A 19,521-nucleotide genomic window follows, 5' to 3' on the forward strand; every position below is an offset into this window, starting at 1 on the left:
AATGTCTTCCCCGATTCAGATCACCGTATCTCCTGTTTCGGGATCTCGTCAGCTTTCGACCTTTATAAAGCTTCCGCGCCGACTTTACGATGGCCTGCCCGGTTATGTGCCGCCGCTCGACATGGAAGAGCGCGACCTGCTCTCTCCGCGCAAGTCGGCATTTTACGACCATGGGTTTGGTTGTTATTTTCTGGCATGGCGCGATGGTGTGCCGGTTGGGCGTATTTCCGCTCAGGTTGATGCGCTGGTGCTGCGTCAGCCCGGCCCGCGCACCGGCTTTTTTGGCGCACTGGATACGGTTGACCCTGAGTGTGTTGCCCCACTGCTTGAGGCGGCGGAAGCATGGCTTAAAACCCGTCAGGTCGAGCGTATTCGCGGACCATGGAGCCTGAACAGCAACGGTCAGTCCGGTATCATGGTGGAAGGTCAGAACGAAATCCCCATGATCAGCACGCCGTGGCACCCCACCATGCTGGGCGATGCGGTGGAAAAGGCCGGATATGCCCGCGCCATGGATCTGCTGTCCTACCGGATGGAAACCGGCCCGGCGGCGGAGCAGGCCAACCAGTTGCCGCCGCGCCTGCGTGACCGGATGGGTAATATCCGCATGCGTGGCCTGCGGATGGACCATATCAACGAAGACGCCGAAATCCTGCGCGATATCTATAACGATGCTTGGTCAGATACATGGGGCAATGTGCCTTTGACCCAGCGCGAGGTACAGGGTCTGCTCAAAGCACTCAAACCCATTTTGCGCTCAGAGCAGTATGTGTTGGCCGAAGTGGACGGTGAGCCAGCGGCCATTGCACTCGTTGTGCCGAATATGTTCGACGTTGCGGGTGATCTGGGTGGTGCGCCCTCACCGCTGGGCTGGCTGCAACTGGTACCCGCGTTGCCCGTCATGAGTTCACCTCAGCCCGTGTGGTGCTGCTGGGTGTGCGCAAGAAATATCTTGGCACCGCATTGCGTGCCATGCTGCCCGTTCTGATTATTGATGAGCTGATGCGCCGGGGCCATGCCCTGCCCTATCGTACCATTGAACTGGGCTGGGTGCTGGAAAGTCATGAAGGCCTGCGCGCCCTGATTGAACGCATTGCGCCGCAGCCTTACAAGCGTCATCGGATGTATGAAAAGCTGCTGGCCTAGAGGCCCGTTGCTCAAAAATATGGAGCCGCCTGTTAAAGGTGGCTCCACCCTCCTCGGCTGAACGCATGGGAGTACCTGCGGCATCGACAACCCGCACCCCCGGCTGCTCATGTGTGGGGGCCGTGAATTCACCAATACGTGTCAGGGGAACCGGCCCATGCAGTGTTTGCATGATGGTGTGCCCCTGCCCTGCGGGTTCGCGCTCGGCTGGAATGGCCATGAGAATTTCGTAATCATCGCCGCCTGTCAGGCAGGTTTCCAGCCATGCGGGGCCTGTTGCGCGCGCCGCGTCCGAAAGGGGTACATCAGCCGCCCGGATGGTCACGCATAGATTGTTTTCACGTGCTAGGTGCCCGGCATCCTGCACCAGCCCGTCAGAAACATCCATTGCGGCGGAGGCTAGCCCATAAAGCGGCAGGCCAATGCGTGGCTGCGGTGTGTGGTAGCGTCGGGCCAGCCAGCCGTCAGGATCGGGAATAGCGCCCTGCAGCGCTTGCAGGCCAAGAGCCCCATCGCCAATCGTGCCGCTAACCCACAGCCCGTCACCTGCCTGAGCACCACGCCGCTGCACCGCCTGTCCGGGTATGACAGAGCCGATAATCGTTAAAGAAAGAACGAGTGGCCCGGTGGTTGAAGTCGTGTCTCCCCCCATCAGGGTGAGTCCGAACTGTTCCTGATCCGCTTTTAGCCCGCGGCTGAATGCTTCAAACCAGTCATCGGTAATATGGGGTGGGCGGGCTAGCGTCAGCAGCCAGCCTTCGGGGCGGGCACCCATGGCGGCCAGATCGGACAGGTTGCAGCGCAGCAGCTTGCCACCAATCGTATCCGGAGGGTCCGATGGTAGAAAATGCACGTTTTCAACCATCGCATCAGCCGCCATAACCAACTCGCGCCCTGATGGCGGCGTGTACAGCGCCGCATCATCGCGCAGGTCAAGGGCGGCGGGTCCGGCAAGGCCTGCAAAGCAGCGCCGGATAAAGCTGAACTCTCCCGGAAGGTCAGTCAGGCTGGGTGTCCGCTGCCGTGTCATGCCCGTCTGCTGCGTTCATCTGCTTGAAGACCGTATCCAGCACCCCATTGATCAGGCGCGGTTCGTCTCCAGAAAAAAAGCCGTGTGCAACATCCATGTATTCGTTGATCAGCACGGGAGCCGGGGCATCTCCAGCACGGGCTTCCGCAATGGCGGCCATCAGCAGGGCGCGCAGCACGGGGTCAAGCCGCTCGATGGGCCATGTCGCAGGCAGCGTTTCGCTGATTGTCTGGGTCAGGCTCGTAAGGGAGGAAACCGTATCGCGGACAATGGTGCTGAACAGGCGTGTATCGGCCTCGGGGATGCAGCCATCCTCGTAGCCTGCTCCGCTCATGGTCGTGCCGAAACGATGCAGGAGAAACTGCTCGATGACGCTATCCGGACGGTCGCCATTCTGTTCAATCTGGAACAGCGCCTGCACAGCCGCCAGCCGCGCGGCGGTGCGTGGCCTGCTGGCTGGTGTCAGCCGGGGTTGGTCCTGTAATCCTGTCATCCGTATCTCCTGCCGCGTGGGTGCGTTTCATGGCGCTTTTATGCAGCAAGGTCTAGCTTTTTTCTGCGTCATGCTGCGGATGGGTTTCCATCAGGTTCAGAATTTCAGAGAAATCCCGCGCTTCACGAAAATCCCTGTAAACACTGGCAAAGCGGACATATCCGACACTGTCCACTTCCTTGAGGGCATCCATGGCCAGTTTGCCGACCTGAGCGGTCGTCACTTCGGTCTCACCGCTGGCTTCAAGCTGGCGGACAATGCCCGTTACAATCTGTTCGATCTGCTCTTCAGAGACGGGGCGCTTGCGCAGGGCAATATGGATGGAGCGGACAATTTTTTCCCGCTCGAACGGGGTGCGCCGCCCGTCATGTTTGACAATGACAAGCTCGCGCAGTTGCACGCGTTCAACCGTGCTGAAACGCTGCCCGCAAGACAGGCAGGCCCGTCTGCGCCGAATGGCCGAGCCTTCCTCGTTGGGGCGGCTGTCCTTGACCTGGCTGTCGTGGTGCCCGCAAAAGGGACAACGCATGATGATGACACCCTTTCCTTTAGGCTGGTGCCCAGAACGTTTCCCGTTGTGGCGCGAAACGTGAGAACCCTATGAGATAAGGCGTTTGGCCTGACGCGTCCATAGTCAGTCAGGCCTTAGTGCCCATGGGTGGCCAGAACCTCCAGAACAGCATCGCCATAGCGTTCCAGTTTGGAGCGGCCTACGCCTTTTATATCACCCAGCATATCGAGATCGTGCGGTTTTTCCATTGCGATATCACGCAGTACGGAATCGTGAAAAATGACATAGGGCGGAATTTCCTGCTCCTGTGCCTCTTCCCGCCGCCATTTGCGCAGGGCGTTGAACAGCTCCTGACTTTCCGGCTCAAGCACTGGGCCATCATTTGCCGCACTACCCGCACGCCGGGAGTTTTGGTCCGCCGTGGGGCGCAGGGGGTCTGCCCGCAGGTGAATGGCTTCCTCTCCACGCAGGATGGGCCGGGCAACGGGCTGGTTCAGGGTCAGACCACCAAAGCGGCCTTCGGTTTTCAGCGCACCTCTGGCGATCAACTGGCGTGTAATGCTGCGCCAGTATATTTCACTCTCTTTGTTGCCTATGCCCCAGACCGAGAGCTTGTCATGGCCATGTTTCTGCACGGCCTCCGTCATGCGCCCGCGCAGAACGCTGATGACATGGAGTGCCCCGAAACATTCGCCTGTCCGGTATACGGCAGAGAGCAGTTTGCGGGCTGCCTCGGTGCCGTCGAAGGTCAGAACCGGGTGCAGGCAGTTGTCACAATGCCCGCAGGGCTGCTCCAGTTCCTCGCCAAAGCAGTGTAGCAGGGCGCGCGTGCGGCAGCCGGTTGTTTCTGTCAGCGCGATCATGGCCTCAAGCCTTGCGCTCATGATGCGTTTTTCGGAATCAGGGGCCGCGGACTGATCCAGCCAGTACCGCGCACGGGCCATGTCCTCTCCCCCGTACAGCAGCACGGTTTCGGAGGGCAGGCCGTCACGCCCGGCCCGGCCAATCTGCTGGTAATAGGCTTCGGGCGAGGCTGGCATATCCAGATGGATGACGGACCTTACATCCGGCCGGTCTATACCCATGCCAAAGGCGACGGTGGCGACAATAACCAGCGGCTCACCCGAACGGAAACGCAGCAGGGCCGCACGCTTTTCCTGCGGGGACAGCCCCGCATGATAGGCAAGGGCCGCCCAACCTTTCTCCTGTAGTGACGCGGCAATACGCTCTGTTCGGGCTCGGCTGCCGCAATAGACAATGCTGGCCGCATCCCTGTGGCGTTCGAGAACGCTCATGAGCTGCTTGACCTCGGAGCCTTTGGGAAGAGCCGCGATATTCAGGTTAGGCCTGTGAAAGCTGGAAACCAGAACCTCGGCATGAGGCATATCCAGTGCGGTAAGAATATCCTCGCGCGTCCGCTCATCTGCCGTGGCAGTCAAGGCTATGCGGGGTACGGCGGGAAAGTGCCGGGGCAGTGCTGTCAGCGCGCGATATTCAGGCCTGAACTCATGGCCCCAGGCGGAAATGCAGTGCGCCTCGTCAATGGCAATGACAGACAGGGGAATACGGGTCAGCCTGTCCAGCGTGCCTGAAGAGAGCAGGCGCTCGGGCGAAATATAGAGGATATCCAGCCGACCAGTTGCCATGTCCGCGCGGATCTGTGTCGCCTCATGGGCTTCAAGTTCGGAATGCAGGGCTGCCGCGTTCAGGCCGAGCTGGCGCAGGGCGGCTACCTGATCATCCATCAGCGCGATCAGGGGGGAAATTACCAGCCCCATACCGGAGCGACACAGGGCGGGTATCTGGTAGCATACGCTTTTGCCGCCGCCTGTGGGCATGAGCACTAGCGTATCATGGCCGTGCATGACGCTTTCCACCGCCTGTGTTTGCAGGCTGCGAAAATCATGGAAGCCAAAAACTGCCTGCAGGACTTCCTGTGGCGTCTTGTCGGTAAACCGATCGCGCCACGGCCCGGCATGGCCGGGCAACTCTTCCGCTATCGTGCCTGAATCGGGGGGGATATCGTCCAAAATTGTGGCCTAGGCTACGGCGGCTTTGGCCACGCCACCAGAAAGCCGCCAGATTCTGTCCAGTTTTTCAACGCCGGTCAGCCGGTGGGCAATCAGGATAACGGTACGGCCGGTCGTGACCGTATTGAGCGTGGACAGGAATTCCTGCTCGGTCTGTGCATCCAGCCCGGTTGCGGGCTCATCAAGCACAAGAATGGGGGCGCGGGTCAGCAGGGTGCGGGCCAGAGCGATACGCCGCCCCTGCCCGCCAGACAGGCGTAGCCGCCCTCACCTAGCCACGTATCCAGCCCTTCGGGCAGGTTGCGGACTACGTCGCAATGGCCGCCTGTTCCAGGGCCTGCCACAAGTCATCCTCTGAAGCTTCCGGCCTACCCAGCAGCAGATTGGCGCGGATGGTATCGTCAAACAGATGCGTGGCCTGAGAAAGCCATGCCATGCGTGCGCGCAATGAGTCCGGTTGATCTGGCTGATATCCATACCGCCGAGCGTAATATGTCCCTCCTGCGGGGCTGCGGCGCGTAGCAGCAGGGCTGCCAGACTGGATTTGCCTGCCCCGGATGGCCCTAGCAGGGCAATGCGGCTGCCAGCCGGGATATCCAGCGTCAGCCCGTCAAAAATCCATGGCCGGTCATCATTCCAGCGAAAGCGGATGCCTTCAAAGCGGATATCAGTGCCGCTCGGGGCGTTACGCTGCTGTGCGGCAGGCATGGGCGGAGCGTGGAGGCAACTTCGACAACACGGCGGGCTGCGGCCCCCATGGCGCCAGCCTGCAGGCCCGCGCGTGTGAGAGTGCCAGCACTTTCAAAAGCTGCCACCGTCAAAAACAGTGCGGCCACACCCCTGAGCGGAGAAATGGGAAAGATCACTCCGGCAATGGCCAGCAGAATAAGGAACGTGGCAAGCTGTGATGCCAGAAAGGACCCGGCACTGGCCATGGCCATGCGGCGGGCCTGTGTCATCTGGCTTTTAAGCAGGGTGGAATCTGCCGACTGAACATGGGCCAGCATCCGCCCTTCTGCCCCGAAAGCCCGAATTTCGCGTAGGCCGGATACCAGATCCAGTACCGATATCCGCAGGTGTGCGAGATCATGCGTCAGGCGCGCGGCTCCCGCGCGACCGCTCCGGGCAACGGCCCAAGGCACCACAAAGGCACAAAAGGCAAATAGCACGCCGATAACCGCCGCAAGAGCCGGGTTGCTGCCCCCGATCATGACCACAAGCACAGGGAGTGTCAGGCAGGCGCAGGTGAACGGAATGACAATGCGCAGGTAGAGCCCGTCAAGCGTGCCGATATCGGAAACAAGGCGCGAGAGCATGTCGCCTGCGCGGCGGAACCCAAGCCCGGCTGCAGCACCACGCGCCAGTGAGCGGAAAAACCACACACGCAGGGCTGCAAGCGCGCGAAACATGGCGTCATGGGCAAAAAGGCGCTCGGCATAACGGAGGATAACCCGCCCAGCACCTACCCATTTGAGCAGAACCGCCGTGACAATCACCTCTCCCAGCACGCATCCGGCTAGGCGTAGGCCTGATGCGCGCATGAGCAGCAGAGCGCATAACAGGCCCATAAGGGCCAGACCACACCCGACCAGCAGGCGGATGGATTGGCCACGCCAGAGATGGAAAATGCTCAGAATGGCCTGACGGTCAGAGAGTGGGGCCGCCTTGGTGCGCGGGGCGCTGTTTCTGTCCGCGCTCATACCTTGACGGCTCCCTGCCTGTTGATGATTTGACCCTGTTGCAGGTCAATCCGCCTGCCCTTGAACATGTGAGCCACGGCAGAATGTGTCGCCAGAACAACCGTGCGGCCAACGGCCAGACGTTGCAGGCTTTCAAAGACATTTTTTTCCGTTGCGGGGTCCAGATGAGCCGTTGGCTCATCCAGCAGCAGAACGGGGGTGTTTTTCAGATAGGCTCGGGCAATGGCAATCCGTTGCGCCTGACCGCCGGAAAGACCGAAACCGCCCTCCCCTATGCGGGTTTCAAGCCCGTCTGGCAGGTCTTTGATGAATGTATCGACCGAGGCTGCCCGGATCGCGGCACTCAGGGCCTGTTCGTCGGCATCGGGGCGGGCGAACAGGATATTGTCACGAAGGGTTCCGGCAAAAAGAACGGGTTTCTGCCCGATCCATGACACCATACGAGACAGCGCATCCGGCACGATGGAGGCCAGCGGTGCGCCGTTCAGCAGCACGCGGCCTTCATCAGGTTCGATAAAGCCGAGCAGCAGTTCCATAATGGTGGATTTGCCGGAACCGGATGCGCCCGCAAGCACAAGGGTTTCGCCAGCAGGTACGGTAAAGCTGATATGCTGGAGAGCCGGGCCACGGGCGGGGTCCCATGTAAAGCTGACATTGTCGAACGCCAGCATGACGCCATGGGCCTGAACGGTGCGGGCACCATCGGGCGCGGGAACCGCCTGTTCTTCAGGCAGATCGAGAATGGCTGAAGCCGCACCCTGTGCATGGGCACGATCCTGATAGGCCAGGGCCATGGCCCGCAAAGGGGCGAAAAATTCCGGCACGACCAGCAGCGCGAACAAACCAGCTGTGACACTGTGCTCAAACGCTGGGGTAAAATTCTGTGCCTGCATGCTCAGAGCTATCCTGCCCTCGATGAGCGCAAGCAGGATGAGAGCCGCCACCATGGCGCAGTCAATAGTGGCGGAGGACAGGAATGCAACCCGCAGCACTTTCATGGTGCGCACCCGCAGTTCCTCGGCGGCCTGTGCGAGCTTGCGGCTTTCATCCTCCGCACGGCCAGCCAGCACAATCGTGGCGATACCGCGCACGCGATCCAGAAAGCGGGACTGAAGGCGCGTCATGGCCAGAAACTGGTTGCGTGAGGCAACCGCGGCCCCAATGCCAAACAATGCCTGCCCAACCGGCACCACAGCACCACATAGGCCCAGCACAAGAGCCGCGTGCGGTTGCACAAGCCCTACGGGCACAAGAATAACGAGTGGCGTTACGATCCAGAGTATTGAAGCTGGGATCCAGTGGCCGAAAAACCCGTCCAGCGCTTCAATCCGGTCCACGACAGTCATGGCCAGCGCACCGCTGGATGTCCGGCGCAAAAGGGCCGGCCCTCCTGTCAGCACTGAGGCTAGAACGGAAGCACGTAGGCGGCGGCGGGCCGTTATGCCCGCGCGGGCCGCACCGATATCCATTCGAATCGTAAGAAGCGCTCTTGTTAGCGCCAGTGCAGGGAACAGAACAAACGGCCAGACAGGGAAAGCCCCTGTAGCCGCGCCTGTGCGCCAGCCAGTCAGTGCGTGGCCCAGAATGGTGGCCACACACCAGATTTGGCCAATGCCTGTAAGGCTGGAGAGCAGCCCGTAACAGACGACGGGGCGTGCAGCAGCCTTGCCAAGCCGTGTCTGCGCGCGTGTCCAGCCGCGTAATGCTGCTTTTTCAGTACTCATGGGCCGCCTTTATATCGCCCTCGATATGCCCTCACCAGTCCGTAATGTCAGAAACCGGTGCAAAGGGGGTATGAAAGAGGCGATGGGGCTTACGGCATATCGTAACCGTTGGTGCTTTCATTCTCTTTCATGGGAATGGTGAGAGTGAATTGTACCCCTTCCCGGCTTGAATACTCCATGACACCACGGAGCTGGCGGACAAAGCCGCGGATCAGTCGCAGGCCGATGCCCTGCGTATGGGCCTCCTCATTAAAATCAAACCCAATGCCATCGTCCCCTATATAAAGAGTGACCTGATGCTCATCACGGTGCAGGCGCATGGTAATGGTGCCGCATCGTCCATCGGGGAAGGCATATTTTATGGCGTTCGTAACAATTTCGGTGACGATAAGGGCCAGCGGCACAGCCTGATCCGGGTCCATCCAGAAATTATCGCAGGCAATATCGAGCGTAACCCGCCCTTCCTCATAAGCGCCGGCGATATGTAGAGTCTGTTCGCATAGCTCTTTGAGAAAGACCGCCATGTTCAGGCTGGTGAGTGTGTCTTCCGCGTAAAGGGTGCGGTGCAGCGTGGCCAGAGCGCGAATTCTGTCGCGCGCAAGGGCAAACTCTGCCCGTGCCTCGGGGTTGGAAATCTGGTTGGCCTGCAAATTCAGCAGGGATGCGACAATCTGGAGGTTGTTTTTAACCCGGTGGTGGATTTCTTTCATCAGCAGAGCCTGATGGGCGACAGCTTTTTTCAGCCGGTTTTCCTGCCTTGAAAGGCGGCGCGTCGCTCTGGTGAAAGCCTGGCCGAGCCTTTGCAGTTCCAGCGGCATGGAACGGGTAATGCGCGTGTCAAAAACACCCTCTACCTGCCATTTCTGCACCGAGTAGGTCAGCCTGCGCAATGGCCAGACCAGCACGATATTAGCGGCGAGTGTGACCCCCACAAGGCCTGCCGCAAGTGCGAACAGAATGGCCGCAATCTGGAACACCATGTTGCGCAGGGCTTCTTTTTCCAGCGGGGTTCGCTGGGTGGCGATGAGAATATCTGCCCCCCCGGCAATAGCACCGAGTGCATAACCGCCCTGTGGCGATGAAAGCGAGACAGTGCCGTGGCCCTTGAGTTCCAGTTGCGCCTGTAGCGCATGCACAAGATCCGGTGGCGGGGTTTCCCACCGGCAATCCGTGCACACGGGGGTCAGCTCTCCGTTATGCATGAGCAGCCATGCCTGCACGGGATTGGCGCTGTCCGAGAATACCTCCCACCCGGAGCTGTTTCTTAGATAGGTGCTGGGGCGCGAAATCTGGATAATACCCATGAGGTAGCCATGAGATTCAGGCACATCGAGAAACTGGGCAGGCACCGTAATGCGCAGAAATGCGCCATTATCTTCCGTGTTGCCGCTTTTCTGCACGGCTTCCAGCAGGGTGCCGTGCACCGGCCCGGGTGGGGCAAGTTGCTCGACATCTGCGCAGGAAGGGCCTTGCGGCGCTACGGAAGCAATCGGCTTTCCGCCGTCATCCAGAATGGACAGGGAGCAGTAGCGCTGTCCGCTAATGGTTTCGGCCAGTTTTAAGGCATGTACGATCTGGTCGGGCGTCAGATCCATATTGCCGATGGTTTCGAGCGCGCTACGGAGCCTGTCCGTGTCGTGCAGAAACTGCTGATCCAGATTCTGGATAGCATCGACAGCTCTCTGGGCGCTGCCAGTCATGAGTTCACGGTAATTGCGTAACGCCAGTGTGGCGGCAATAACCATGACAGGAACCGCGGAAAGACAGATCAACACGCGCATGCGCGCGCTGGTGGTGCTAAAAAACCGTCCGGGCATCGCATCATACTTTGCATGAAGTGCCTGACGGCGACAAACAAGCATAGAAAAATTTTCAAGAACCGTCAGTCCTGCTTTGCGCGGTCTTCCTGAATAAGACGAAGCAGTTCTTCTGGCATGGGCTCATTAACAACATCATCAAACAATTGGTGCAGGCCACGTTTCAGCCAGACATCAAAGGCCTGATCTCCCTGTTTTTTCCGTGTTTTCCGGGGAGGTGGCGTGTCTGTCATGCGTGTTCTCAACCTGAACTCCAGCCCGTGCTTATCCGGTGGCGCCGAATTGCTCCACTCTGCACCGTGAGAGCAGAATGCCGCAATTTCTCTGGTTAGGAGTCCTGCTCTGGCCATAATGTCAGACCCCCGCCACAACGGCGCGGGATCTGTTTTGTTCAACTGTGCCATGATTCAGCCCATTTCGCACGGGGCTGGGGCAATTTTTTTCATGCGAAAGCGTTTTTCTTGAAATATTTTTTACGCTCTCACGGCGGCTGGCGGAGGGCGTGTCTGCTGTCAGCCAAGTCTCAAGCTGACGCCGCGCACGGAAAACCCGGCTTTTCGCCGTGCCTACGGCACAACCGGAAATTTCGGCCAGTTCCTGATAGCTCATGCCTTCCAGCACCCCCAGTACCAGCGCTTCACGCTGGTCGTCAGGCAGACGGGCCAGTGCGGCATCGAGTTCCTGCAGGGCCAGCCGGTCATCATGCCGTGCGCCTACGGCCAGCAGGGACTGAGGGGTATCATCAATATCCGTTGTCTCACGCTTTTTGCGCAGGTCGGAAATAAAGCGGTTTCTGAGAATACGGTGCATCCATGCACCAAAATTCGTGCCGGGAATAAAGCTCGTCTGTGCGGACAGGGCATTGCAGACGGCGTCCTGCACAAGGTCTTCCGCCATGGCGCGGTTGCGGGTCAGTGCCAAAGCCTGCACGCGCAGCTTTGGCAAGATATTAACGATCTGGTCGTGAAAGGTATCCGACATTGTTGTGTTCTCCGGAATGCGTTCCTTCTGGAAAAGAAATGCCCGGCGCGCAGCAAAGGTTACATGCGGATAAAAAATATTTCGAAAGCTGTGCGTTTCTCTATTCCGTAAGCGTTTTCTCGCCCCCTGAACGCCCTTCATCAAGCAGCATGCGCAGCGTTGCCCGTGCCCGTGAGACACGGGCCTTCATCGTGCCTACCCAACTCCGCAGATTTCGGCGGCCTGTGCGTAGGTCATTTCCTGGGCGCCGATCAGCACCAGAGCCTCGCGTAGCAGGGGAGACAGTCGCCATAAAAGCTGTTCGAGCTCGTTCACGTTATCGGCCTGCCGCTCTTCTTCATGTCGGCTGGTCGTGTCGGCGTTGTGGGCATAATGCTGTAAAACTGCGCTTTCCTTTTTCCCCCGCCGGATCTGCTGCAAGAAAAGATTGCGCAGGATTGTAAGGCACCAGCCGCGCATATGACTATCCGGTCCGGGCTGGTAGCTGTGCATGTTGGAAAGGGCCCGCAAAACCGTTTCCTGCACCAGATCATCCGCCAGAGCGGGATCACGCGCGCAAAAACGCGCAAAGCCCCTTAACGCCGGTACAAGGGTCATCAGTTCGGCCCGAAATGCCTGTGCACAGAGCGCTGTCGGCGGGGTGGTGTCATGTGTCAGAGCGGATACCTCTTTCAGCAGAGTGCTTGCCGTGTCATCATTGCGTCAACGAATATAACTGTCTTGACCCTTTGCAGCAGGAGAATCGCCATGTCAGAGTCGCTACGGGACGGCCTGATTCAGGCCCTCCCTTATGGCAGACGTTACGCACGGGCGCTAACGGGCAGCCAGCCAGCGGGAGATCTGCTGGTTGCGGAGAGCCTGCGCGGTCTCTCCTTGCAGCGGCCTATGGCCGGGCTTTCTCCGCTGCAGCAGCTTTATTGGGCCATTTCACGGCAATATGAACCGGCATCTCACGCCCGCGCGCCGTATGCCAGTGCGCTTTCGCTCCGCCAGCGCCAGTTGCTGCTGCTGACAACGCTGGAGGAAGTTGGAGTGGATGTCGCGGCTCAGGTGCTGGAAATCTCATCCGATACCGCCCGGAGCGAACTGGATGAGGCACAGGCTCTCCTGCACAAAGGGGTGCAGACATCCGTCCTGATTATCGAGGATGAGCCGATTATCGCCATGGATATCGAGCAACTGGTGCTGCAATGCGGCCACAAGGTTGCGGGGGTTGCGCATACTCAGGCCGATGCCGTGCAGATTGCTCTCAAAACCCGCCCCGGCCTTGTGCTGGCGGATATCAATCTTGGCGTTGGCGGCGATGGCATGGCGGCCGTAATGGAAATTACCACCGGGTTTGAGGTGCCTGTCATTTATGTAACGGCCTACCCTGAGCGCCTTTTGACCGGGGAGACCATGGAGCCCTGCTTTGTCATAACGAAGCCTTTTGATCCGCTGACCCTTGCCGTGGCAACCTATCAGGCCGTAAGCAGTGCGAGCCTGACCCAGGCTGAAACATCCGGGCCGGGCTGGCATGTAGTCACAGCACCCGTTTCCGGCAGGCAATATTTCATGGCGGCTCCTCCTCTTCTGTCCTTGCAGGACATCTCCCTGACCCTTGGTGGCAAGCCGTTGCTCGCGGGGGCGGGTTTTGCCGTGGGGCGTGGTGAGCGACTGTGCCTTGTCGGGCGCAACGGGTCGGGCAAATCAACTCTGCTGAAAATAGCCGCCGGGCAGATCCAGCCTGATTCCGGCACGGTCTTCCTGCAACCGGGGGCCCGGCTGAGCTATCTGCCGCAGGAACCCGATCTGAGCGCTTACCAGACAACTCTCGATTACGTGCTGGCCCAGATATCCGACCCGCAGCAGGAATGGCGTGCAGCCGCCATGCTGGGCGCTCTTGGGCTGACTGGGGAGGAAAAGACCCCTACCCTTTCCGGTGGTGAGGCACGCCGTTGCGCCATAGCCGGTGTGCTGGCCGCAGCACCGGATGTGTTGTTGCTTGATGAGCCGACCAACCATCTGGATATGCCCAGCATCGAGTGGCTTGAACGCGAGCTGCTTGAGCTTGGCACGGCACTGGTGATCATCAGCCATGACCGGCGCTTGTTGGCCACACTGTCCCGCTCGGTTGTCTGGCTTGATCGCGGCATCAGCCGGAGGTTGGATGAAGGCTTTGCCCGTTTCGAGGCATGGCGTGAGGAGTTGCTTGAGCAGGAAGAGCGTGATGCTCACAAGCTCAACCGGCAGATCGCGCGTGAAGAAGACTGGATGCGTTATGGCGTAACCGCTCGCCGCAAACGTAATGTGCGGCGAGTGCGCGAACTCGCAGGCCTGCGTGCGACCCGGCGCGAAACCGTGCGAGCCACCGGTACCGTGACCCTGAATGCACAGATGGCCGGCCCGTCAAGCAAACTCGTTGCCGTAGCCGAAGAGGTTAACAAAGCCTGGGGAGAAAAGCAGGTCGTCCGTAATCTCGATCTACGGGTGTTGCGGGGAGACAGGCTAGGGATTGTTGGTGCCAATGGTGCGGGTAAAACCACGCTTTTGCGACTTCTGACCGGCCATGAAGAGCCTGATAGCGGACGGATCATGCGTGGGCCGTCGCTTGAAATGGTGACACTCGACCAGCAGCGTCGCGCACTCGATCCACAACGTACCTTGGCTGATACCCTGACCGAAGGCGGGGGAGATATGGTGCTGGTGGGTTCGGAAAAGCGGCATGTCATTGGCTATATGAAGGACTTTCTGTTCCGGCCGGAACAGGCGCGGACACCTGTGGGTGCTCTGTCGGGGGGAGAACGGGGTCGGCTGATGCTGGCTTGCGCGCTAGCCAAGCCCTCCAGCCTGCTGGTGCTGGATGAGCCAACGAACGATCTCGATCTTGAAACCCTCGATATCCTTCAGGATATGCTGTCCACTTATGAAGGGACAGTGCTGCTGGTCAGCCATGATCGTGATTTTCTCGACCGTGTCGCAACATCTGTGGTGGCCACGCAGGGCGGCGGCGAGTGGATTGAATATGCTGGTGGTTACAGCGATATGCTGGTGCAACGGCAGCAGAAGCCTTTGACGGCAGAACCCGTAGTAGCTGCGGCCCCTGCCCCCGGTTCGAAGGCGGCAACGCCGACGCGTGGCGCTGCGAAAAAGCTGAGTTACAAGGATCAGTATGCGCTAGACCGCCTGCCCGAAGAAATGGCGCAGCTTGAAAAGCGTATTGTTGATTTGCGCGAAAAACTACAGGATTCAACCCTGTATGGGCGCGATCCTGCCCGCTTTGAACAATACACAGCAAAGTTGCAGGCTGCTGAGGCTGAACTTGCGGCCTGCGAAGAGCGCTGGCTGGAACTGGAAATGAAGCGCGAAGCCCTGCAGGCGGACTGAAAGCCCTGCAGGCGCTTTTCTGTCTTGAGCACTTTTCGAAGTTATAAAAACGTAAGGCCAGCCTCGGGCAACCGAGACTGGCCTTACTGTTTTGTCCGGAATTAGATCAGATTGAGCTGATCAGAAGTTCCAGATTGCATCGGCGTTGAACCACAGCATGTTGTTTGTGCCGTTGTTGACGGTGCACTGCTGGGCACCATTGGAGCAGCCTTGGTTGAAGGGGTTTGTGCCGTTCAGGGACTTATCCAGTCGCATTTCCGGCCGGAACGTAAATTGGCCAAAATGTACGTTCCTGTTGATGAATTCAGGACGATAAGTAACGCCGACGGTCAGCTCGCCGTAGGTAGTGGGAAGTGCGTTATAGTAGGGATAAGGCTGGTTGCTGATTGCCTTGGTGAAGGACGTGTAGCTTGAATACTCTGTAATGAACGCTCCGGTGTTGTCGCGAAAAATTTCACCACGAGCATTAAAAGTCAGGTTGGGGTTGATGTCATATGCAAAGAACGTGGTAACGCCATAGGCATCAGCGCGCAGATAGTCATCATGGACCCATGTTCCGTCAACTGTGACGGTCATTTTATCGTTCAGTTTGTAGCTGATCATAGCATCAGCGTTTTCCTGCACGTAGTCATTGGCTTGTCTGCCAATACCTGCGCTGCACATGGAGCCATCAGCCGTGCAGCGAGCGGTTCGATTGTTCTGCTCAGGACCAAAATGGCCAATCAGATGGGCATTGAGCTTGCCGCCCATCAGGTCGTGGGCTGCAAACCCGAACCAGCCTTTTGGACGGCTGTTGTTGCTGGCGGCACCAAAGCTCGTGGATTCACCGGCGTCGATACCCAGAATCCAGTCATAATGATCTGTAATATGCATGGTTGCGACGACACCGATCATTTCGAACGGTACGATATAATCCGATGCATAACCAAAGCTGTAGAAGGGACGGGCCAAGGCGGGCGTGCCTTCCGCGCCAATTAGACCGTACATCTGCCCAACCTGGACATCGATGCCATTTTTGAAGAGCCAAGGAAATTTGACATCAATGTGTGCCTGAGTGGGTACCCACTGATACAGGCCATTGAGTGCGCCGGACCCCATGCCAATCGTCGGATCAAAGCGGCCATCCGAGCCGTAAAGATCTTCGATGACAAAGCCAATGCCATATCCGTGACCAACGTCTTCAACAGGATGAGAGAGCGAGCCAAGAATCTGGTTGAGCTGTACGGTATTGGCGCGGTCGACATAAAACTGTGCAAAGTTTCGGCCAGATTTCGTCCACGGGTTACCTGCGATGCCGGCTTCAACCGTCAGGTGGCCTTCGAGGTTATCCCAGTAGGAGTGCTTGGCACCGGGTTTGCGCTTGAAGATGTTGCCCGTCTGGGCCTGTTCTTCCACAACCTTGTCCTGCTCTGCGGGCGCAAGGGACACCAACGGGCGTTCCGCATCGTTCAGTGGCTGATCCGGTATCTGCGCGAAGACAGCGGATGGCACGATTGTAAACAGAGTGCCAATGCAAAGGGCCAGCTTCAGTTTCCGTTGTTGCTTCACAACTTTATGCACGTTTATCAACCTTTCCCGGTTTCAGAGTTTGGCCAGGAACCTTCTGCCTCGCTTTGGCGTTGCCCACGAAACGGCTGAAAGAAAATCTTCTCTCAACAGATACTGGGGTTTTATCCAAAATTTGGTTCGGGTGCTCCGATATTTCGAAGCTAGCTGTTTTGTTTCGGAACGGCAACACAAAGATCGCTGTGGAAATGAGGGAAAACCGTGGTTTTCCGTGTTTTTTTGATCGGATGACCAAAAATGGACTGCTATTTTTCCTGATGTTGTAAATATATCACGAAATCTGGAGGGGCTGCTTACTGCGTTCGGGAGCCTTGGTGAGTGAAGGCAGAAAACCTTGGTTTAACTGATGTTTTTCTCAGTCTGTGGCGCATTTCCAATCATGCGACCATTATGTCGCATGATGTGGCAGAATGTCGCACAAAGTCAGATTGAACATTTTTTTTTGTGGCTGGCTTTGAGGCGGTGGGCAATATTCGGCCTGTGGAATCTGGCCTTTGGGTGTTGTCATGTTGTTTGGTATAAATTGCCAGACCATAGTGAAAACCATGAACTGTTTACGCAATAACAATAAAAATAAATTTAATCTAAAATATTTTATTTTATTGTGGTGAATAGTTTTTATTGAGAATTATTTATTCAAAAATTATACTTTAAATAACGTTTTTTCTTCCCGTTAAATTTTTTTTACAAAGCATCCTCATGATCCCCGAGCTTCGTACTTTTCTGGTGGCTGGCCAGCTTGAAAATTTTGCGGCGACCGCGGAGCGGGTGGGCCTTACCCAATCTGCGATCAGTGCCCAGATTCGACGTCTGGAGCAGGATTTCGGTTACGCCCTGTTCGAGCGCACGGGGCGCTCCGTCAAGCTGAGCCGCGCCGGGATCGTGGCTATGGAGCAGGCCCGCGAAATTGTCGCGCGGTATGAGCGCATGCGCGATATCGCGCGGAATGAAGCGGTAAAGGGAGACCTTGAAATAGGTGTTGCAGCGACGGGGCATGCGTCCCTGCTGGCATTGGCTATGGAGGAGTTTCTTAAGGTTTTTTCCGAAGTCCATTTTTCCGTCGCGGTAGATCGGGAGCAGGCCTTGCTCGCACGGCTTGAGGAAGGTGCGCTTGATATGGCCATTATGGCGCGTCCGGCGGCACATCTGATGCAGACACTGGAGTGGCGTCTTCTTCAGGTGCAGCCTTATGTGCTGGCGGTGCCTGAAAACACCGGCCCCCTCCCCTGGCGGCAGATACTCCAGACCTATCCGTTGATCCGCTATGCCTGCCGCTCCTTTGCGGGAGACAAGGTAGATGCCTTTTTGAAAAGCCAGAACCTGATTGTGCATGACATCGCGCAGACAGAGGAAATCAGCCTCATTTTGGATATGGTGGCCAAGGAGGCAGGTGTTGCAATTATTCCGTTTTCCACGCCGTTGAGCGGGCAGGAAAATGTCCGGTTTATTTCCATTCCCGAATTTGTGGAAAAAAAGGAAGTTGGCATTGTCACCCCCCGGAAAAAGAAAAATATCGCCCTGAAAAAATTTCTCGATTTTCTGACGGACTTTGGCCGTTAGGCGCTACCCGTATCAGTGTGTTCTCCAATGCTTTCTCCTGTGTTGTATCGGATACTCTCTTGGCTACAAGGCGGATAACGCTCTAAACAGGCTGTCTGGTTACAGAGTGGACGATAGCAGGTGGGAGACCGAAATTGGACACGCTTTATGTGTACGAGCATTGCCCTTTCTGCATTAAAGCCAGAATGATTTTTGGCCTGAAAGCCATCCCGTTCCAGCTTGTGGTGCTAATGAACGATGATGAGCAGACCCCCATGGGTATGGTGGGCAGAAAGGTTGTGCCGATCCTGCAAACTGCTGGCCGGTTCATGCCGGAAAGCCTCGATATTATTGCCCTGATTGACAGCCGTGACACGCCGGTTCTGACAGGGGCCCGCAACCCGGCAGTGGCGGAATGGATAAATCGTGGGCGCGGCCTGCTGTATCGTGAGTTTTTGCCTCGGGCAGCTATGGCCCCCTTCCCCGAATTCGCCACAACCTCGGCCCGCGCCTATTTCCTGCAACATAAGGAAAATGCATCCACACCTTTCGTAACAGTGCTGGAAAACGCAGCGGCTGCTGTTGAGGCTGTTAATGCCTGGGTGCAGGAACTCGCGCCACTTGTGCAAAAGCCCGATGCGGTCAATGGCACCCTGTCTTATGATGACATCGATCTTTTTGCCCAGCTGCATAGCCTGTCTCTTATCAAAGGCGTGCAGTACCCAGCTTCGGTGCAGACTTACCGGCAGACCCTTTCCAAGCTTTGCGGCATTCCGCTTCTGGACCCGGTTGCCATCTGATGGTGTTTCCGCCCCCTTTGCTGGAGGTACGTGAGCTCAGTATAGGGTTTCGTTCTGGCGGGCGTATGGTGCCGTTGGTTGAGCGCGTTTCCTTTACCGTGCATGAGCGCGAAATCATGGGGCTTGTTGGGGAATCTGGCTGCGGCAAGTCCATTACCGCCATGGCGCTCATGGGGCTTCTGGATAGCCCCGCCATGCAGGTGGAAGGCTCAATTCTCTTTCATGGGCAGGAACTGGTAGGGCTTGCCGCGCGGCATTTCAGAAAGCTGAGGGGCCGTTCCATTGCATGGTGTTTCAGGACCCCATGACGGCGTTTACGCCCGTCTATACCGTGGGCTGGCAGATCGATGAGCAGATCAGGGTGCATGAGGCACTGTCTCGCAAGCAGGCGCGGCAGCGTACTCTGGGGCTGCTGGCGGATATGGGGGTGCCCGACCCACACAGAACTGCCGATAGCTACCCCCATCAGCTTTCAGGCGGTTTACGCCAGCGCGCGATGATTGCCATGGCGTTATCATGCCGCCCGCAACTTCTTATTGCCGATGAACCTACGACCGCGCTTGACGTAACCGTACAGGCCCAGATTCTCGACCTGTTGCGCGGCCTGCGGCAGGAGCACGGCTCCTCGGTGCTGATGATCACGCATGACATGGGTGTTGTGGCGGAAACCTGTGATTCGGTTGCGGTTTTCTACGCTGGGCGGGTGGCGGAAACAGGTCTGGCGCAGGATGTGTTCGCGCATACGGCACACCCTTATACCGCAGCTTTGCTGGCCTCCATTCCGCCGCTTGCCGGGCCACGGCCGCACCGCCTGCCTG

12 protein-coding genes and 5 pseudogenes are annotated in these 19,521 nt (G+C 57.9%); 6 read left to right on the plus strand and 11 right to left on the minus strand.

Annotation, left to right across the window (positions count from 1 at the left end; genetic code table 11):
• Position 1 precedes the first annotated feature (1 nt).
• Positions 2-1,146, plus strand: a pseudogene (locus tag JCM25143_RS15620) (hypothetical protein).
• A gap of 32 nt (positions 1,147-1,178) precedes the next feature.
• On the opposite strand, the pseudogene thiL reads toward JCM25143_RS15620, so the two are convergent.
• The 10 genes and pseudogenes from thiL to JCM25143_RS15635 all read right to left on the minus strand — a co-directional run bounded on the left by thiL (position 1,179) and on the right by JCM25143_RS15635 (position 12,029).
• Positions 1,179-2,176, minus strand: a pseudogene (gene thiL, locus JCM25143_RS15625) (thiamine-phosphate kinase).
• The gene (gene nusB, locus JCM25143_RS00815; RefSeq protein ID WP_025859688.1) at positions 2,145-2,669 is read right to left on the minus strand and encodes a transcription antitermination factor NusB; all 525 of its coding nucleotides are present in this window, start codon (positions 2,667-2,669) and stop codon (positions 2,145-2,147) included. Before nusB ends, thiL begins: the two are co-directional and overlap by 32 nt.
• 52 nt (positions 2,670-2,721) lie before the next feature.
• Positions 2,722-3,198, minus strand: coding sequence for a transcriptional regulator NrdR (nrdR, locus tag JCM25143_RS00820; RefSeq protein WP_025859689.1), 477 nt, complete (start codon positions 3,196-3,198; stop codon positions 2,722-2,724).
• A 116-nt stretch (positions 3,199-3,314) separates the two neighbouring features.
• Positions 3,315-5,168 carry a DNA helicase RecQ gene (recQ, locus tag JCM25143_RS00825; protein ID WP_025859690.1) on the minus strand — a complete coding sequence of 618 codons (1,854 nt, stop codon included), beginning with the start codon at positions 5,166-5,168 and terminating at the stop codon, positions 3,315-3,317.
• Positions 5,169-5,219: 51 nt separating this feature from the next.
• Positions 5,220-6,910, minus strand: a pseudogene (gene cydC, locus JCM25143_RS15630) (thiol reductant ABC exporter subunit CydC).
• Positions 6,907-8,634, minus strand: a complete 1,728-nt coding sequence (gene cydD, locus JCM25143_RS00835; protein ID WP_025859691.1) for a thiol reductant ABC exporter subunit CydD — start codon at positions 8,632-8,634, stop codon at positions 6,907-6,909. The pseudogene cydC and the gene cydD overlap by 4 nt, the downstream one beginning before the upstream one ends.
• 89 nt (positions 8,635-8,723) lie before the next feature.
• Complete coding sequence (locus JCM25143_RS00840; RefSeq protein WP_025859692.1) at positions 8,724-10,415, minus strand: sensor histidine kinase; 1,692 nt, start codon at positions 10,413-10,415, stop codon at positions 8,724-8,726.
• 101 nt (positions 10,416-10,516) lie between these two features.
• Complete coding sequence (locus JCM25143_RS22545; RefSeq protein WP_199897784.1) at positions 10,517-10,684, minus strand: hypothetical protein; 168 nt, start codon at positions 10,682-10,684, stop codon at positions 10,517-10,519.
• A gap of 121 nt (positions 10,685-10,805) precedes the next feature.
• On the minus strand, positions 10,806-11,432 hold the full coding sequence (locus JCM25143_RS00850) for a sigma-70 family RNA polymerase sigma factor (RefSeq protein ID WP_025859693.1): 627 nt from the start codon (positions 11,430-11,432) through the stop codon (positions 10,806-10,808).
• Between the two features lie 195 nt (positions 11,433-11,627).
• Positions 11,628-12,029, minus strand: a complete 402-nt coding sequence (locus JCM25143_RS15635) for a sigma-70 family RNA polymerase sigma factor (RefSeq protein ID WP_234394814.1) — start codon at positions 12,027-12,029, stop codon at positions 11,628-11,630.
• A 150-nt stretch (positions 12,030-12,179) separates the two neighbouring features.
• On the opposite strand from JCM25143_RS15635, the pseudogene JCM25143_RS22550 reads away from it, so the two are divergent.
• Both JCM25143_RS22550 and JCM25143_RS00860 read left to right on the plus strand, forming a co-directional pair.
• Positions 12,180-12,926, plus strand: a pseudogene (locus JCM25143_RS22550) (PhyR family response regulator anti-anti-sigma factor); the annotation flags it as partial.
• A gap of 60 nt (positions 12,927-12,986) precedes the next feature.
• Entirely contained in the window at positions 12,987-14,798 is a 1,812-nt protein-coding gene (locus tag JCM25143_RS00860; protein ID WP_025859694.1) for an ABC-F family ATP-binding cassette domain-containing protein, read from the plus strand.
• Positions 14,799-14,918: 120 nt separating this feature from the next.
• Here JCM25143_RS00860 and JCM25143_RS00865 read toward each other — a convergent pair whose 3' ends face one another.
• Positions 14,919-16,310 carry an outer membrane beta-barrel protein gene (locus tag JCM25143_RS00865; RefSeq protein ID WP_408735018.1) on the minus strand — a complete coding sequence of 464 codons (1,392 nt, stop codon included), beginning with the start codon at positions 16,308-16,310 and terminating at the stop codon, positions 14,919-14,921.
• Between the two features lie 753 nt (positions 16,311-17,063).
• Here JCM25143_RS00865 and JCM25143_RS00880 point away from each other — a divergent pair.
• The 3 genes and pseudogenes from JCM25143_RS00880 to JCM25143_RS15640 all read left to right on the plus strand — a co-directional run.
• Positions 17,064-17,924 (plus strand): LysR family transcriptional regulator, encoded by an 861-nt coding sequence (locus tag JCM25143_RS00880; RefSeq protein ID WP_025859697.1) that lies wholly within the window; start codon positions 17,064-17,066, stop codon positions 17,922-17,924.
• 134 nt (positions 17,925-18,058) lie between these two features.
• Positions 18,059-18,703, plus strand: a complete 645-nt coding sequence (grxB, locus tag JCM25143_RS00885) for a glutaredoxin 2 (RefSeq protein ID WP_025859698.1) — start codon at positions 18,059-18,061, stop codon at positions 18,701-18,703.
• Positions 18,703-19,521, plus strand: a pseudogene (locus JCM25143_RS15640) (ABC transporter ATP-binding protein); the annotation flags it as partial. The gene grxB and the pseudogene JCM25143_RS15640, both read left to right, overlap by 1 nt.

It is taken from the genome of Acetobacter papayae JCM 25143, from assembly GCF_000613285.1.
Classification (GTDB): domain Bacteria; phylum Pseudomonadota; class Alphaproteobacteria; order Acetobacterales; family Acetobacteraceae; genus Acetobacter; species Acetobacter papayae.

Excerpts from the sequence above, each read along its gene's own strand:
- JCM25143_RS00880 (WP_025859697.1), top strand. The coding sequence starts at position 17,064 with ATGATCCCCGAGCTTCGTACTTTTCTGGTGGCTGGCCAGCTTGAAAAT.
- JCM25143_RS15635 (WP_234394814.1), bottom strand. The coding sequence starts at position 12,029 with ATGACCCTTGTACCGGCGTTAAGGGGCTTTGCGCGTTTTTGCGCGCGT.
- JCM25143_RS00860 (WP_025859694.1), top strand. The coding sequence starts at position 12,987 with ATGGCGGCTCCTCCTCTTCTGTCCTTGCAGGACATCTCCCTGACCCTT.
- nusB (WP_025859688.1), bottom strand. The coding sequence starts at position 2,669 with ATGACAGGATTACAGGACCAACCCCGGCTGACACCAGCCAGCAGGCCA.
- JCM25143_RS00840 (WP_025859692.1), bottom strand. The coding sequence starts at position 10,415 with ATGCGCGTGTTGATCTGTCTTTCCGCGGTTCCTGTCATGGTTATTGCC.
- JCM25143_RS22545 (WP_199897784.1), bottom strand. The coding sequence starts at position 10,684 with ATGACAGACACGCCACCTCCCCGGAAAACACGGAAAAAACAGGGAGAT.
- nrdR (WP_025859689.1), bottom strand. The coding sequence starts at position 3,198 with ATGCGTTGTCCCTTTTGCGGGCACCACGACAGCCAGGTCAAGGACAGC.
- cydD (WP_025859691.1), bottom strand. The coding sequence starts at position 8,634 with ATGAGTACTGAAAAAGCAGCATTACGCGGCTGGACACGCGCGCAGACA.
- JCM25143_RS00850 (WP_025859693.1), bottom strand. The coding sequence starts at position 11,432 with ATGTCGGATACCTTTCACGACCAGATCGTTAATATCTTGCCAAAGCTG.